The 15,538-nt window shown below is 35.7% G+C and carries 17 protein-coding genes; 15 read left to right on the top strand and 2 right to left on the bottom strand.

Annotation, left to right across the window (positions count from 1 at the left end; genetic code table 11):
- The first annotated feature begins 8 nt into the window (after positions 1-8).
- From ACP5Q2_RS05210 to murI, 8 genes are all read left to right on the top strand, one after another.
- Positions 9-1,073, top strand: a complete 1,065-nt coding sequence (locus ACP5Q2_RS05210; RefSeq protein ID WP_424605234.1) for a type IV pilus twitching motility protein PilT — start codon at positions 9-11, stop codon at positions 1,071-1,073.
- A 60-nt stretch (positions 1,074-1,133) separates the two neighbouring features.
- Positions 1,134-2,621, top strand: a complete 1,488-nt coding sequence (locus ACP5Q2_RS05215) for an NFACT RNA binding domain-containing protein (protein ID WP_428097908.1) — start codon at positions 1,134-1,136, stop codon at positions 2,619-2,621.
- Positions 2,618-4,102 (top strand): murein biosynthesis integral membrane protein MurJ, encoded by a 1,485-nt coding sequence (gene murJ, locus ACP5Q2_RS05220; protein WP_428097911.1) that lies wholly within the window; start codon positions 2,618-2,620, stop codon positions 4,100-4,102. The genes ACP5Q2_RS05215 and murJ overlap by 4 nt, the downstream gene beginning before the upstream one ends.
- Positions 4,099-4,542 (top strand): D-aminoacyl-tRNA deacylase, encoded by a 444-nt coding sequence (dtd, locus tag ACP5Q2_RS05225; RefSeq protein WP_424605231.1) that lies wholly within the window; start codon positions 4,099-4,101, stop codon positions 4,540-4,542. The genes murJ and dtd overlap by 4 nt, the downstream gene beginning before the upstream one ends.
- A gap of 10 nt (positions 4,543-4,552) precedes the next feature.
- The gene (locus ACP5Q2_RS05230; RefSeq protein WP_428097915.1) at positions 4,553-5,179 is read left to right on the top strand and encodes an MBL fold metallo-hydrolase; all 627 of its coding nucleotides are present in this window, start codon (positions 4,553-4,555) and stop codon (positions 5,177-5,179) included.
- Positions 5,176-5,811: a response regulator transcription factor gene (locus tag ACP5Q2_RS05235; RefSeq protein WP_428097918.1), complete on the top strand. Its 636-nt coding sequence runs from the start codon at positions 5,176-5,178 to the stop codon at positions 5,809-5,811. The genes ACP5Q2_RS05230 and ACP5Q2_RS05235 overlap by 4 nt, the downstream gene beginning before the upstream one ends.
- Complete coding sequence (locus ACP5Q2_RS05240; protein WP_428097921.1) at positions 5,808-6,767, top strand: hypothetical protein; 960 nt, start codon at positions 5,808-5,810, stop codon at positions 6,765-6,767. Before ACP5Q2_RS05235 ends, ACP5Q2_RS05240 begins: the two co-directional genes overlap by 4 nt.
- Before the next feature lie 76 nt (positions 6,768-6,843).
- A complete protein-coding gene (gene murI, locus ACP5Q2_RS05245) occupies positions 6,844-7,629 on the top strand; it encodes a glutamate racemase (protein WP_424605227.1) in 786 nt (261 codons plus the stop codon).
- On the opposite strand, the gene ACP5Q2_RS05250 is transcribed toward murI, so the two are convergent.
- Positions 7,621-8,343, bottom strand: a complete 723-nt coding sequence (locus tag ACP5Q2_RS05250) for an acyl-[acyl-carrier-protein] thioesterase (protein WP_424605226.1) — start codon at positions 8,341-8,343, stop codon at positions 7,621-7,623. The genes murI and ACP5Q2_RS05250 overlap by 9 nt on opposite strands.
- Entirely contained in the window at positions 8,340-8,954 is a 615-nt protein-coding gene (locus ACP5Q2_RS05255) for an HAD family hydrolase (RefSeq protein ID WP_428097924.1), read from the bottom strand. The genes ACP5Q2_RS05250 and ACP5Q2_RS05255 overlap by 4 nt, the downstream gene beginning before the upstream one ends.
- Positions 8,955-9,053: 99 nt before the next feature.
- Between ACP5Q2_RS05255 and fliD the strand changes: the two genes are divergently transcribed.
- Genes fliD through ACP5Q2_RS05290 form a run of 7 tightly spaced genes read left to right on the top strand, consistent with a single transcriptional unit; the run spans position 9,054 to position 15,504 of the window.
- Complete coding sequence (gene fliD / locus ACP5Q2_RS05260; protein ID WP_428097927.1) at positions 9,054-11,651, top strand: flagellar filament capping protein FliD; 2,598 nt, start codon at positions 9,054-9,056, stop codon at positions 11,649-11,651.
- A gap of 12 nt (positions 11,652-11,663) precedes the next feature.
- Positions 11,664-12,098 carry a flagellar export chaperone FliS gene (fliS, locus tag ACP5Q2_RS05265; protein ID WP_424605223.1) on the top strand — a complete coding sequence of 145 codons (435 nt, stop codon included), beginning with the start codon at positions 11,664-11,666 and terminating at the stop codon, positions 12,096-12,098.
- A gap of 3 nt (positions 12,099-12,101) precedes the next feature.
- Positions 12,102-12,437: a hypothetical protein gene (locus ACP5Q2_RS05270; protein WP_428097931.1), complete on the top strand. Its 336-nt coding sequence runs from the start codon at positions 12,102-12,104 to the stop codon at positions 12,435-12,437.
- A 14-nt stretch (positions 12,438-12,451) separates the two neighbouring features.
- Entirely contained in the window at positions 12,452-12,628 is a 177-nt protein-coding gene (locus ACP5Q2_RS05275) for a hypothetical protein (protein ID WP_424605221.1), read from the top strand.
- A gap of 18 nt (positions 12,629-12,646) precedes the next feature.
- The gene (locus ACP5Q2_RS05280; protein ID WP_428097934.1) at positions 12,647-12,973 is read left to right on the top strand and encodes a hypothetical protein; all 327 of its coding nucleotides are present in this window, start codon (positions 12,647-12,649) and stop codon (positions 12,971-12,973) included.
- A gap of 22 nt (positions 12,974-12,995) precedes the next feature.
- Positions 12,996-14,543: an AAA family ATPase gene (locus ACP5Q2_RS05285; RefSeq protein ID WP_428097937.1), complete on the top strand. Its 1,548-nt coding sequence runs from the start codon at positions 12,996-12,998 to the stop codon at positions 14,541-14,543.
- Positions 14,533-15,504 carry a ribonuclease Z gene (locus ACP5Q2_RS05290; protein ID WP_424605218.1) on the top strand — a complete coding sequence of 324 codons (972 nt, stop codon included), beginning with the start codon at positions 14,533-14,535 and terminating at the stop codon, positions 15,502-15,504. The genes ACP5Q2_RS05285 and ACP5Q2_RS05290 overlap by 11 nt, the downstream gene beginning before the upstream one ends.
- The last annotated feature ends 34 nt before the right edge of the window (positions 15,505-15,538 follow it).

The following is a 15,538-nucleotide window of genomic DNA, read 5'->3' on the forward strand; positions in this document are numbered from 1 at the left end:
GGTGAAATATGGCTAAGATAGATGCTTTTTTTAAATATATGATGGAAAATAACTGTAGTGATTTACATTTAAGTAGTGGGTGTAAACCAATGGTGAGGAAACATGGTGAATTGGAGGAGATAAAATATCAGGAGCTGACCAATGAGATCCTTGAAAAGCTACTTTTTGAGATAATCTCAGATGAACAGAGGGAGTTCTTTCTGAAGAAAAAGGATCTGGATTTTGCATATGAAATACCTGGTATGGCGAGATTCAGGGCAAACTACTTTTACCAGAAAAGGGGGATTGCGGCTGTTTTCAGGATTATTCCATCTAAGATTCTAACAGCGGAAGAATTAGGGTTACCTCCGCAGGTGCTAAAGTTTGCCAATCTTTCGAGGGGGCTTGTCTTGGTCACAGGTCCAACCGGAAGTGGAAAATCCACAACACTTGCGGCAATTATAGATTATATAAACAGAAATAGAAAAGATCACATACTTACGATTGAGGATCCTGTGGAGTTTGTTCATGAAAGCAAAGGTTGTCTTGTAAACCACAGAGAGGTTGGGTCTATGACACAATCGTTTAGTGCCGCCTTAAGAGCTGCCCTGAGGGAGGATCCGGATGTGATTCTAGTGGGTGAGATGAGGGATTTAGAGACGATAGAGCTTGCCATAACAGCTGCGGAGACCGGCCATCTTGTTTTTGGAACTCTCCATACCAATTCTGCCCCCAAAACCGTTGACCGGATTATAGATGCCTTCCCAGCAGGACAACAGGCTCAAATTAGAACGATGCTTTCAGAGTCTTTGAAAGGTGTTATTTCCCAGCAGCTTTTAAAAAGATCGGATAAGCCTGGAAGGGTAGCCGCCCTTGAGATAATGGTGGTAAATAGTGCAATTGCAAATCTAATAAGGGAAGGGAAGATATTCCAGATCCCATCCATAATGCAAACTGGTAAGGCTGATGGTATGCAGATGATGGATCAGGTCATTCTGGATTTTCTTATGAATAAAGTCATTTCTCCCGAAGAGGCTTATCTTAAGGCTAATGATAAGAAGATGTTTGAAAAGTTTCTACAGCAGAAGCAGTAGATGGATGGGCTTTTATTATATAAGTTTTTGAAATATCTAAATCGTTTCATCAACTCCAACGTGAATAATATTTTAACCGATGGTAATAACCTATGCCTGATCGTATACTCTGGTAATGATAGATGCTACATCGTTTTTGATATGAAGGATGGTAGTATATACTTTCCAGGATCCTTCTCCGGGAAGGAGGTTTTTTCAAAATTAAACAGTTCCCAGATCATCAGCTTTAAACAGAGAGGATATGACAGGGCATTTTATATTCAGGTGAAAAAGAGAAAAGCATCTGGGATATCTGAATATTTCAAACTTGTTTTTGAATTAGTTGGGGGTAACTCTAATTTTTTTATCTTAGATAATGGACATATAATATTGTACAGATTTTCAGACAAAAATATCGACCAGGATAGGGATATCTCCATAGGATGTAAGTATCAGGTCTTTAGATCCAATAAGCAGTTTTCCCTTGATAATTATGATTCCATTTCCGATTTCAATCTTTTGGAAGGGTTTTATAAAAAAACTGCCGATTTTGCAAATAGATTAATAGGGATAAAAGGTGAAGTGGGGGATGTGGTATGTTATATAAAAGAGCTGTTATCAGATGAAAATATCTATATTGACAGTGATGGTAGAGCCTACCCTTTTAGGATTTCGGAGGATTTAAACGAGATCAATATTAAAGATTATAAATGTAAATTTAACAAAGAAAAAAAAGTTTTCTCTTTTGAAGGTATCAAGAGGCAGCTAAAAAAAAGGATTTCTGATAAAAAAGATCTTTTGAAAAAGCTGGAAGGGGAGCTATCCATCGCAGAAAATTATCATGAATTACTTCATAAAGCTGAGATTTTGAAGAATAATCTTTTTAGAATAGATGAAGCTATGAGAAGTGGAGAGTTTTTAGAATTTACTCCAAATGGGGAGAAGATTGTTTCAATTGAATTAAAAGATGTGAGGGATATGGATGCCTATATCGAATCCCTTTTTAATAGAGGGAAAAAGCTTGAAAGGTCTATACCTTTGATAAGAAAAAGGATTTCAGATATAAAGATGGAGATTGATTTCTACGAAGAGTTATCTTTTTTTCTGGATAATGGAGATATAGACTATGATGAAATAGGAGATCTTTTAAAACCTGATCATAGAGTGAAAAAGGGAAGGACTAAAAAGGTGAAAAGATATTATAAATACGGGAAGGATGATTTTATCTTATTGATAGGCAGAAATAGTTTCGGTAATGATGAGATATTAGGTCTGGCGGATAAAGAGGATATCTGGTTTCATGTTCATGGGTATCCATCCTCCCATGTAATTTTAAAATCTAATGTTGGCCTACCGTCATATGATCTTTTGACTGATGTTGCAAGGGTTACAGCATATTATAGTGTGTTGAAAAATGAACAAAAAGTGGCGGTGGATTGGACATCAAGAAAGTATGTCCGTAAGGTGAAAGGTGCTGCAAAGGGATTTGTAATTTACGATAGATTCAAAACTATCATGGTTCAACCGGCTTCACCGGAAGAGATCGGATTTACTCTGGAGGAGAAATGAAAAACAGAGGTTTTCTTCATTATTTTTTAAAGTCAAGTTCAGGGATAATGACGAGTAGAGTGTTGGGGCTTGTGAGGGATTTAACCGTAGCTGCAGTATTTGGGGCAAATAGATTTACGGATGCCTTTTTTGTGGCTTTTGCCATACCCAATCTATTTCGGGCACTTTTTGCGGAAGGGGCATTAAGCTCAGCCTATGTTCCAATACTTGCTGAAAAGTATGCTAAGAGTAAAGATAATGCCATAAAATACTTAAATCAACTTATAATTGGAGTATCCGGGTTCATTCTTTTTATTACCCTTTTGGTATACATCTTTCCAGATTACATAATTACCCTGTTTATGCCGGGAAGTAGAAATGACCTGGATGTCATTGGAGCAGCATCAAAGATGTTGGTAATCGTGATGCCTTATCTCTGGTTTGTAACGGTTGTTGCAATGCTTACAGGTTACTTAAATCTAATGGGTAGCTATTATGTTCCTTATTCATCCACTGCTATGCTCAATATCTTTATGATGTTAGGAGCTTTAGCGGGGTATCATTATGGAGGAAATATCATTTACCTTGCCTGGGGTGTTTTATTGGGTGGAGTGGCTCAACTACTTTACGTGTTTTTTTATTCTTTGAAAAAAGGTTTTAAAGTCGTTTCTTTTGGGGAAAGAGACCCGGATCTCAAAAAAACTTTTCTACTTATCATTCCTTCCATTGCAGGGCTCGGAATAAATCAGATAAATTTTGTGGTGGATAGAATTTTTGCTTCATTTTTATCTGCTGGCAGTATCTCCTTTCTTTACTATGCAAATAGGCTTTTTCAATTTCCCCTGGGGGTCTTTTCCGTAGCTCTTAATTCAGTTTCTCTAACCGAAATGAGCAGGGCCTTAGCCAACAATGACAGGGTTAGAGCTTATAAGATAATCGATAAATCGATTATTTCGCTTTGTTTCATAGTTATCCCCGCCACCATAGGACTATTTTTATTATCATACGATATTACCGCTCTCATATACAAAAGGAAATCATTTGGAATCACTGAGGCAAAGCTCACATCTGAAGCTCTTAAAATGTATTCGATAGGGCTTCTATTCTATTCTCTAGTGGGGCTATTTACAAGAGTATTTTATACTAAAAAGGATACAATAACACCCGTCAGGGTAGCATTTTTTATGTCTATGTTAAATGCGTTATTAGACTATATATTTATGTTTAGATTCGGACATGCTGGTATTGCGTTAGCTTCATCTGTCGTGGCGATGATAAATACTATAATACTTTACAAGAAAATAGGTGATTATCGTTTTTCCTTTTATGAAAATGGTGGACTGATGTTGAAAATCGTTTTATCTTCCGTAATTATGTCTTGTTTTATCATAATAGGTAAATATTTTAAAATTAATGTGCTTATAAATGTCGTATTATCGTCTTTGTTGTATTTTGCTTCTTGTAGACTTATGGGAATCAGGATACGGGAGGTTTTGAGGTGATAGCGGTTGTCCAGAGGGTTTTACAAAGCTCTGTTGTGATAGATGGCAGTTTATACTCCCAAATAGAAAAGGGGGTTAATATTCTCATCGGTTTCGAAAAGGGGGATAATGTTGAGAATATTGCCAGGATGGCGAAAAAATGTTCTGAGCTCAGAATTTTTGAAGATGAAAATGGCAAGATGTCAAAGTCGCTCATTGATATTAAAGGTGAAATGCTTATTGTCAGTCAGTTTACCTTAGCCGGGGATGTATCAAAGGGTAGAAGACCGGATTTCACAAACGCCATGCATCCTGATCTTGCAAAAGAATACTATGAAAAATTTATCTATGAATGTAAAAAAATCGTTGGGGATGATAAGGTAAAAAGTGGTGTTTTTGCCGCCGATATGAAGGTTTCCATTTTAAATGATGGGCCTGTGACGATAATAATTAAACTTTAAGAGGTTTTTTATGCTAAGTTTTAACGTTATACCGACAGGACCTTTGATGGTTAATTGTACAATTATTTATAATGATAAAAACTGCATCATAGTTGACCCAGGTGGATCTATTGAAAAGATCATTGGTTTTTTAGAAGAAAAAGGGGTTGTCCCTGAGGTTTTAATCAATACACATGGACATTTTGATCACATCGGTGCTGTGTTTGAACTAAAAAATAGATTTAGAATCCCTTTTTACATGAGCAGAAAGGATGAGTTTTTGCTCAGACAGGCTTCTTTGCATGCATCGATGTTTGGTCTACCACCAGTTGTATCTCCCGATGTGGATTTTGACCTATCCGAGAATGTTAGAATTGAAAATACTGTTGCTAATGTTTTAATTATTGAAACCCCTGGACATACACCTGGAGGGATCTCTTTTTACGTAAAAGAACTAAACCTCGTGATTACAGGGGATACCCTTTTTGCTGGATCTGTGGGCAGGACAGATTTCCCGTATAGTGATTTCAATGAGTTGAAAGAATCGATATTGAAGTTATATCGATTGAATGATAATACAATAGTTATACCAGGTCATGGTGAGTTTACAACCATAGGTGATGAAAAACGCCATAATCATTTTGTGAGGGTAGTTTGAGGGTTTTAATAATAGAAGATGATATATTACTTGCGGAGTCCCTCAAAGAGTACCTTGAGGTAAATAATTTTGAAGCTGAAGTTTTGTCTTACCCGGAGGAGATTTATTCAGTCGAACATTTTGACATAATCCTTCTCGATTTGATGCTAAAGGATAAAAAAGGGGAGTATATTTTAAAAGAGATCAGAAAAAAAAGGTTGGATTTGCCGATAATTGTCATTACTGCCAAAAACGATATGGAAAGTAAAGAGATATGCTTTGAGTACGGTGCGGATGATTATATCGTAAAACCATTTGATCCAAAAGAATTGCTGTTGAGGATAAAAGCCCTTACCAAAAGGATTTACTGTTGCGAAAATCTTAGAATTGATAATGTTTTGATAGATTTTTCCGGTAAAAAGTTATATGTGGATGATCTGGAGGTTCATCTTTCAAGGATAGAGTGGGAGTTGCTGTGTTTACTTGCCCAGAATAGAGGCAAGCTTGTGACAATGGATAAAATTTTAAGTTATATCTGGGGGGATAAAGTTGTGGGTACCGAATCTATCCGCACTTATATAAAAAATCTCAGAAAAGCTCTACCGGATAACTTTATAGTTACCTATAAAGGTAGAGGGTATAAATTAAAATGAAAGATATATCTTTATCTTTTGAGTCTAAGGTATTTCTTTTGATGCTTTTGGTGTTGATGATGGGTCTTACCATGATAAATCTGATATTTATCATGACTATAAATGGGCAAATAGAAGACAACTTAAGGCAGGAGATAAGAAACTACCAGATTCTCTCAAAACATAATATCCCTTTTGATTATCCGGAATATTTAAAGATTTCAAAAAATGAGATGGATGGTAAAAGATATACCCTTTTTGAGGTTGATAAACCGAACTTTTTTTATGTTAAAAATAGCTATTTTCAGGAGAGGATAAAAGATAAGATACTTCTCATGGTATATTGGGATTTTATAATATTGATGGTTATCTCATTACTTTACTATTTTACCGTTCACCGAATGATTTTAAAAGAAAAAAGGGTTAGAAGTAGTTTTGAGGCAATTTTGCTGATATTCTCCCATAAATTGAGAAATTATCTTTCCACACAGAAAATAAATCTCGAATTGCTTAAAGGGTTAAATAATTCTGCTGTAAGCAGGATCGAGGAAAGTTATAATAGATTGAATACCGATATCTCAGCAATGGAAAATTACGTAAGGAATATAAATATTGCTTCCGAAAAGATTGAAGAGATTAATCTAAATAATTTATTGAAAGATATATTAATTTTCAATAAAAAGCTTAAAATAAAAGTAAAAACCTCTGATTTGATGGTGAAGGGAAATCGTTATGACCTCGAATTTTTGCTGTTTATACTTATGGATAATATAAATAAATATGCTAAAAGTTTTGTATATATCAGATCTGGAATTTATAAGCATAGGAATTATCTGCTGTTTTTAAATGATATAGCTGATAAACAGTCAGGGGGGCTTGGGGTGGGGTTGTCCCTTGGGGAGATACTATGTCGTAAGAGCGGTTTTAGGATGAGGTGGAAAAAGAATCGTTATTTTATCGTATTGATAACATTTTAAAGATTAATATTTGAATTGACACAAATAACTATTTTTATTATTAGATGCTGTTTTCTAAATTTATATTGGAGAATGTATGTCTATTGGAGTATTTGACTCAGGTGTGGGTGGTTTGACGGTATTTAAATCGATATCTGATAGATTTAAAACTGTTGATATTTACTATATTGGCGATACGGCCAGGGTTCCTTACGGTAATAAGTCAAGAGATACCATTGTAAAGTACAGCTTAGAGCTTACGGAGTTTCTTGTAAAGAGTTTTGCTGTGGATGTGGTGGTTGTGGCTTGTAATACTGCATCATCTTATGCGCTTGATTTTTTAAAAAATAGATACAATATCCCCATAATAGGAGTGGTGGAGCCGGGATGCATTGCAGCTATAAATGCCACTAAGAATAGAAAAATTGGGGTTATAGGTACACAGGCTACGATAAATAGTAATTCATACGCAAATACGTTAAGTGCCCTTACTGGGGGTGGTGTGAGAGTCTATCAAAAAGGGTGTCCTCTGCTGGTCCCATTAGTGGAAGAGGGTAAGATAGTGCATCCTGTTACAGAAATCATTTTAAAAGAATATTTAGATGATATCGTTTTGGAAGGGATAGACACTCTGATTTTAGGCTGTACCCATTATCCGGTTTTAAAAGATGTTATAAATAGAATTTATCCGGACTTAAATCTTGTGGATTCATCTGTGGCTATAATAGATTACCTTAATAAAATAAATCTGGATTTAAACGAAAAAGGGCTTAGAAACCTGTTTGTGACAGACGAATCTGTTTCCTTTGAAAATCTGAAAAAGCTCATTATAGGTGACATACCCACGTTTAAGGTGAATCTTGATAGTATAGAACTAAAATAGATTTACAACCCCTTCGGCGTATATATCCTCCTCTTTGTTAAAATGGAAAAAGTATCTATTTTGATCCGCCTGCATAATAGATACGTTTATGGATAAAAGATTGTAAGTGATCTCTTTTTTGAAAGAAATGTAATATTCTTTGATTTTTTTCATAATACCATGCCCTTTTAAAGTATCCTCAAGCATATTCAGATATATTACGTTGTTCAGATGACCGTTGCTGTCAATATCGCTATATCGGATAATCTGCTGTTTATCCAGAAAGAAGTCTTCCAGATGAGGTGGCTCTGAATCATCTATTGATATATTTGTGGCCATATCGTGGTAACCATACATCTTTTGAACCTCTTCCGGTACTTTTGCTATCCTTTTTCTTTTCGTATCTATGAAAAACCAGTAAGATGTGGCGTTTGCGATCAGCTTTCCATTGTTAAAAACCTCAAAGTCTCTAAAAGCTTTAAACGATTTTAACCCCCTCGACCAGGTTTTTATCGTTATCTCGTCCCTCAGGAATGGGTAGTCGTGAATCACCAGAGCAAATCTATTCAGCATCCATGCTACGTTGTGCTTTAACATATAGTCGGCATCAAACCCCACAAATTCAGAGTGTAGAATGGCTGCCTCCTGCAAAAGAGACACCAGAGAATCGCTTCTTAAAAATCTATTCTGGTCTACATCCCTATAATTTACTGAATATTTAAACTCGTATATCATATGAACCTCTCTATCTCAAGGTGATCGTAAATTACCGGTGCATTTTCTATCTTATTTCCAAAGGCTACAAAGTCTGTGTCTGTGCTTCTGGCAGGTAAATAATCGTTTATTGAATCACCGATGAATAAGGCGTCTCTATTTGTTAGATTAAAATGGTTTAATATCTTAATAAGCCCTTCCGGGTGAGGTTTTGGATTATTTACGTCAAATGAGTTTACTGTGAAGTCAAAATATCTATCCATATCAAAGTTTTTCAAGAGATAACCGAGTGATGAACCTCTATTCGTAAAAACGGCAATATTTAAACCTTTTGATTTGAGAAGGGATAAGGCCTCTTTTATGTTTTTAGTAGGCTTCATCAGATTTAAGAACTTTGTAAAATTCTGTTTTTTTGCAAATTCGAGGATTTCAGCAACCTTTTTTTTGTCATCGGTAAGAAGATTAATTATCTCTTCGTTTGTTTTAATCATTGCAGATTCTACCATCTTTTTGTCCGAACGATCGATCTTTTTTAGTCCGAATTCTTCACAGATAAAGTCGTAGTACGCCATTACAGCATCAAAACTATCAAAAAGAACACCATCACAATCGTATATAACAAGCTTTTTCATCATCGGGATAATTTAAACCAATTTTTTTAAATAGCAAGTTTTTTTCTAAAGTTTTTACTATTAGTGTCGATTAGGTAATTAGCTAACAGGGAGGTTAGTATGGATGCATTGAGGATTGGTGGCGTTATATCAGGGATGGATACAAACGCACTCGTGGAAAAGCTGGTTTCTCAGGCCAGAATTCCATTGGATAATCTTGAAGCAAAGTATAATCTAAAGACTCTGGAAAAGTCCGTTTATCAGGATATATCTGATAGACTTAATACAATGAGGACAGATCTTTTCAATTTAAAATTAGAATCCACATTTAAAAATAAAAATTCCACCTCCTCAAATAACTCTGTTGTTTCAGCTACAGTTACACCTTCTGCGAAAGTTGGTAGCCACACTGTTGAGGTAATTCAGACTGCAAAAAACTCATATTCATTAAGCCAGTTCACAAGAGCAAAATTGCAGTTGAATAGTGCAGGGGTGACTTCCATTACTGGTAGACCGACAGATTTTAATGAAGGTGTTCATGATGTTTCCATCTCCGATGATGGAACATACTACGTTTCCACAGATAGTTTTAAGTTTAATGAATTGGGACAGCTTAAAAAAGTAACGGGAGGTAGTAATGTAACTAACGTAGATAGCTATGGTAATTTTACTTCCAGCTCTACCGGTACATTACTATTGAACGTAGCATCAAATACATACACAATAAATCTCACCATTAATAGTGGTGATGATATAAACAGTATTACAAACCAGATTGAAACCTCCCTAAACAACCAACTCAATACCCAGTATAATACATCAAACATTCAATATTTTTCTGTAAGGGCGGATTATAATAGCGGAAATTGGAGATTAGGCTTTTACAGCACATCCTCAGAACAGCTCGACTTATCGATTACCGGTGGTAGTTTGCAGTCTGATCTTGGACTATCCACCACAACCACGTCAACAGTATCTGAGATGAAAAAATATCATGTGGGTAACTCATATTCAAACCTTTTAACAAAAATAAATAATTCTACAGGGGGGCTTATCCCCGGTGTTACTTTCAACACAGCAGCATTATCATCTGGTATAATGAAGATTCCTCAGGATGCAACGTTAAACGTCTCTGCAGCCACCTATACTATGATTTACGGTGCACAGGTGACAACAGGTACCTTAAATACATCGGTTACCGGTTTGCAGAATGCAGGGTTTTCCACAGCCCCCACTTCAGCCACAAATGGAACCTTTACCATAAATGGAAAAAAGATAACAATCGCTGATTATACCCAGATTTCAGTAAACGATCTCATAGCTCAGATAAACTCTTCCGGGGCTGGTGTGGTGGCAAGCTACAATACAGCCACAAAGAGCTTTGAATTAAAATCCACCACATTAGGTTCATCAACCATATCCCTTGGGGATTTTTCAGATACGAGCAACATCCTATCAATTATGAAACTTACAGTTTTATCCGGCGCCCAGACGGTAACAGGTAAAACTTTTGGTACGGTAGATACAACATCCACTTTGGTTCAGTCCGGTTTGACAGCAACAGTAATTAAAGGAGTATTTACAATAAATGGAGTTTCTATCTATGTGGATCCTGATGTTGATACATTAGATAGTGTAATATCAAAGATAAACAACTCAGGTGCCGGGGTTAATATCAGTTATGAAAGATCAAGAGACAAGATTAATATCGTTTCAACGAATGGTATAGATAAGATTAAGTTTGGTTCTCCAAGTGATACCAGCAATCTTCTTGAAGCTTTAAATCTTACAGACAACACAACAGTACAGAAGGAGATTGGATACGCTGGACAGAATGCGGTTGTAAATGTGGATGGTATAAACTACGTGAGAAAAAATAATAGTATAAGTGATATTATAGAAGGGGTTACATTAAACTTAAAATCTGCCTCTCCTACACCTGTTACCATAGATATCACTGTTGATACCACAAAAGCAGTTGAATACATGGCTAGTTTTATAAAGCATTATAATGAATTGGTGGAGAAGTTGAATCCCCCAAAAATAAACAAAGAGGATGAGAAATACCTCAATGCATTGACAACAGCAGATAAAAATAAAATGTCTGAAACGGAGGTGAAGAATTACGAAGAGAAATGGAAGACGCTTAATACCTATGAAATTATAAGAAAAAGTGCAGAATTTAGAAATTTAAAAAACTCCCTGAGAAGCAATCTTTTTTCTGACTTGACCGGAATAACCGGCAAGTATAACAATCTTTCCCAGATTGGACTTAATATAGCAGGTGATGGGGATCTGGAGATACTTAAGAAAGGTTATCTTGTCAAAGATACTACAGATCTTGATGCCATTAAATCCCAACTTCAAAACAACAGTACATTCATCAATGCAATTACTAACTATCCCGATGATGTTTTTAACCTTTTTGCCGAAAATACTACCACAGCCACCGGGTGGGCCAGAAGAATTGAAAACACTATAAAGAGTTATAGTTCAGTGGGTGGATCTATCTATGATAAGATCAAAACCTATGGAACGATAGATAGGCAGATCTTAAATTTAGCTGAAGCTATGGATAGGACTCAGAGAAGTGTGGATGCTTATTATGAAAGGCTATGGAGTCAGTTTAGTGCTATGGAATCTAGAATCGCAGAATTACAGGCTAGAGGAAATGCTCTTTCAGGAATAATTTCGTCTATTACAGGTGGCACAAAGTAAAAGGAGGTAACTATGTATCAGCAAGCTCAAAAAACCTATCTCAAAAATGAGATAGAAGGAGCTACGAAAGGGAAACTGGTTTTGCTCCTGTATGATGGGGCAATAAAATTTATCAATATGGCAGTGAAGGCTATAGAAGAGAAAAATATAGTAGCTGCCCATGAAAATATCATAAAGGCTGAAAATATACTGTATGAGCTTTTGAGTACTTTAAATATGGAAGCTGGGGAGATAGCAGAAAATCTGTTCAAACTTTACGATTTTGCAATATGGCAGCTTGTGGAAGCAAATAAGACGAAAGATGTGGAGAAACTGACACCAGTTTTAGGAATTCTGAAAACATTAAGGGATGCATGGAAAGAAGTGGTGACTCAGGAGGAGCTTGGAAAACAAACTCCTAATAATCAACAAAAGGTGGATAATATAAAATTAAACGTGGCAGGTTAAATTATGGTAATTGGTGACGGCAATTCCATAATTAGTCTGAAGGATAGGCTGCTGAAGCTGGATAAAAAGAGCCCCCCACCCAAAAGCTCTTCCACTGAGGGATCATTCAAACAGGATGGATCACTTCAGAAGAAGATGGACAATACGCTTATAAACTTTTTAAAGGTGAGGGAAGAAAATATTCTGGCTTCTAAAAGCGGTTTTATACGTGATCAGGAAGAGGCAAACAGGCATATTGAGGAGCTTAAAAGACTGTTTAAAGGTGAGCTTCCGAAAGTGATTGATGCCCATAAAAAAGCTGATCCTAATAAGGTGTTGAGGTTCTATCCTTTTGAATAATATGGAGAAAAAATATGAACTTTGAAGCGGCAAGCAACATGAAACTTTCACAGTATCAGTATGCTTACGGTGTAAAGATGGCTAAAACTGCCCTGGATCTGCAAAAACAGCAGGGTGCAGAGGTGATGAAGCTGATACAATCAGCCCCGAAGATTTCTGATTCAAAAAATATTATTGACCTTTACGCCTGATTTAAGTATTACTGATGCATGAGAAAGGAAGCTGAAATATTATTAAAACAGATCAGTGATATAGCATCCAAAATCAGATCTACATCAGAATATGAAAAGATTGAAGAAACATTAAGCATATATCTTAATTTTTTAGACCAGCTTATATCAATATTAAAAGATCACCCCTTCGAAGACATCGCTATGAATCTTAGTATTATAAACAATGATCTGAACATACATTTGAATGAAATGAAAAAAAAGGTCAAAAATACAATAGAATCCACAAACAGAAAAGTCGTAGTAAGTAATAGGTTTAATAATACCCATAAAGAACTTGAAAGTTTAATTGACAAGAAGATATAAAATTTTAATTCAAGGAGCATTTATGAACGAGATGAGCCCAAATGCCATTATAGTAAAAGATTTACTCAGACCTGACAGGATAATAGAAACCCATATTTCATACGTTTTTATCAAGGATGAGTATGTTTATAAGATGAAAAAGGCTGTTAATTATGGCTTTCTTGATTTTACGCTGTCTCAGTATAGAAGGAGTTACTGTTATCTTGAAAAAGAGCTTAATGAGAGGTTTTCGAAAGGGGTTTATCTTGATTTACTGAAAGTAGTTAGAAAAAATAAGGGTTTTGATATCGTCCCGATAGAAAATACCCTTCCAACAGTAGAATATCTCGTAAAGATGAGGCGGCTTGATGATAAAGATTTCTTCTCCACAAAGCTGAAAAATGGTGAGATCAACGTAGAAAAAGGGTTTAATATCGGCAGACAGATAGCAATTCTCTTTAAAAATATAAAAACAGATTATGCCACAGCAAAAGAGAATGGTTCATATGAGATCGTGAAGAAAAATTGTGAGGAGAATTTTGATCAGACCTCGAAGTATGTGGGTAAATTTATTTCAGAATCGGATTACCAGTTCATCAAGAATACTACCATGAAGTTTTTAAACGAAAATAAACAACTATTTGAACGAAGGCTTGAAAATGGGTATGTCATAGATGGTCATGGGGATCTGAGGGCGGAACATGTATATTTCGATGGGGATGATATAGGTTTGATAGATTGTATCGAGTTTAACAAGAGATTTAGATACAACGACGTTGTGTCAGATTTTGTCTTTTTGTGTATGGAGACAGATTATATGGGTTACGTTGATATATCAGATAGTCTCCTTTCCGGGTTTTTATCGTTGTATGATGATGAAGATAGTAAACATCTGATAAACTTTTATAAATGTTACAGAGCTTTTGTCCGTTTCAAGGTGGGTTGTTTTATGTTGGATGGAAAAGATGAAAGCTGGGGACTGTATGGGGAAAAGCTTGCTGAAGTAAAAAGGATGGCTGATCTTTCGTTGTCTTATGCGGTGAATATGTTTGATACAAAGTCGCTTATATTCTACGGAATGATAGCGTCTGGTAAAAGTAAAAATGGTAAGTTTTTTGCGAATAAATACGCTGCAAAATATCTAAATAGTGATGTGGTAAGAAAAGAGATTGCAGGTGTAAAGCCCACCGATAGGGTCTTTGATGGCTATAATGAGGGGCTGTATTCTGAGGAGATGACAAAAAAGGTTTATCAAACACTTGCGGATCTTGCCAACAAATCGTTAAACAATTACAGAATGGTGGTGGTGGATGGAAGCTTTGGAAAAAAGAGGTATTTAAATGAATTTTTGGGTATTTTCAGAGGGGAACCTATAAAAGTAAAATTTACAGCACCGGATGAAGTTATCTATCAAAGATTGGATAAAAGATTTGAGAAGGAGTCAGTTTCAGATGGTAGGCCGGAGATCTATGAAAAACAGAAAAATGAGTTTGAAGATATAGGGGCTGATCTCACCGTTGTTACTATTGGTGAACCTGAGCAGAATGCCTATGATATAATGTCTGAATTGAAAGCCCGTTATGAGAAATAACTATCTTATAAAGAGGGTGAACTCCCCCTTTGATGACACTGCATTCTTTGTGAGAAATATTTACAAAAAAGATGCATTCCTTTTTGATTGCGGTAGATTAGGGGATATTACAAACAGTGAGCTGCTTGACGTAAGGGACGTATTTGTTTCCCATACCCATATGGATCACTTTTACGGTTTTGACAGGATATTGAGGGGTTGTTTGAGGTCAGAAAAGCCCATAAGATTCTATGGACCTCCCAATTTTATCAATAATGTAAAAGGTAAGCTTGACGGTTATACATGGAATCTGATCAAAAGCTATCCACTTACTATTGAGGTATATGAGCTGGGAGTAAAAAGGGTTAAAAAAGCTGTTTTTTCCGCATTAAACGGATTTGTGCCGATATATGAACAGGAGGTTCCAAAAGAGGTTCTTTTAGGGGATCGTTTCCAGTTTGACTATTGTTTTTTTGATCATAAGACTATCTCTGTTGGTTATCGTATTAAAGAGCCGGTGCATATAAATATAAAAAAAAATGTACTTGAAAAGCTAAATCTAAAAGCTGGACCCTGGCTTACAGATCTAAAAGATAGGTTAATTAAAGGTGAAAATAAAGGTGATATCGAAGTGGATGGTAGATTGTATAACGTGGCAGATCTTGAAAAGGAGCTTGTGATATATTCAGAGCCTCAGGATATAACATTTATTACCGATATAGCACCCACTTATGAGAATTTCAAAAAAGCGGTGGATTTTGCCAGAAATAGCTATATTCTTTTGATAGAAGCGATGTTTAGCAAGTTTGATGTCCTTCATGCTATTGAAAAATCCCATCTTACAATATCTTTAGCAAAAGAGATTTTTTTGAGATCTAGGTCAAAATTTGTTAAATTTTTCCATTTTGCACCGAAATATGAACATGATAGGGATCATTTTATGGATGAGCTTTACGATGGGTTTTCAGAAAAAATTATTTGATAAATTTTTATTAATAATGTAATGTATCGTCGGA

It is taken from the genome of Calditerrivibrio sp., from assembly GCF_049968475.1.
In the GTDB taxonomy this organism is placed as follows: Bacteria; Chrysiogenota; Deferribacteres; order Deferribacterales; family Calditerrivibrionaceae; genus Calditerrivibrio; species Calditerrivibrio nitroreducens_A.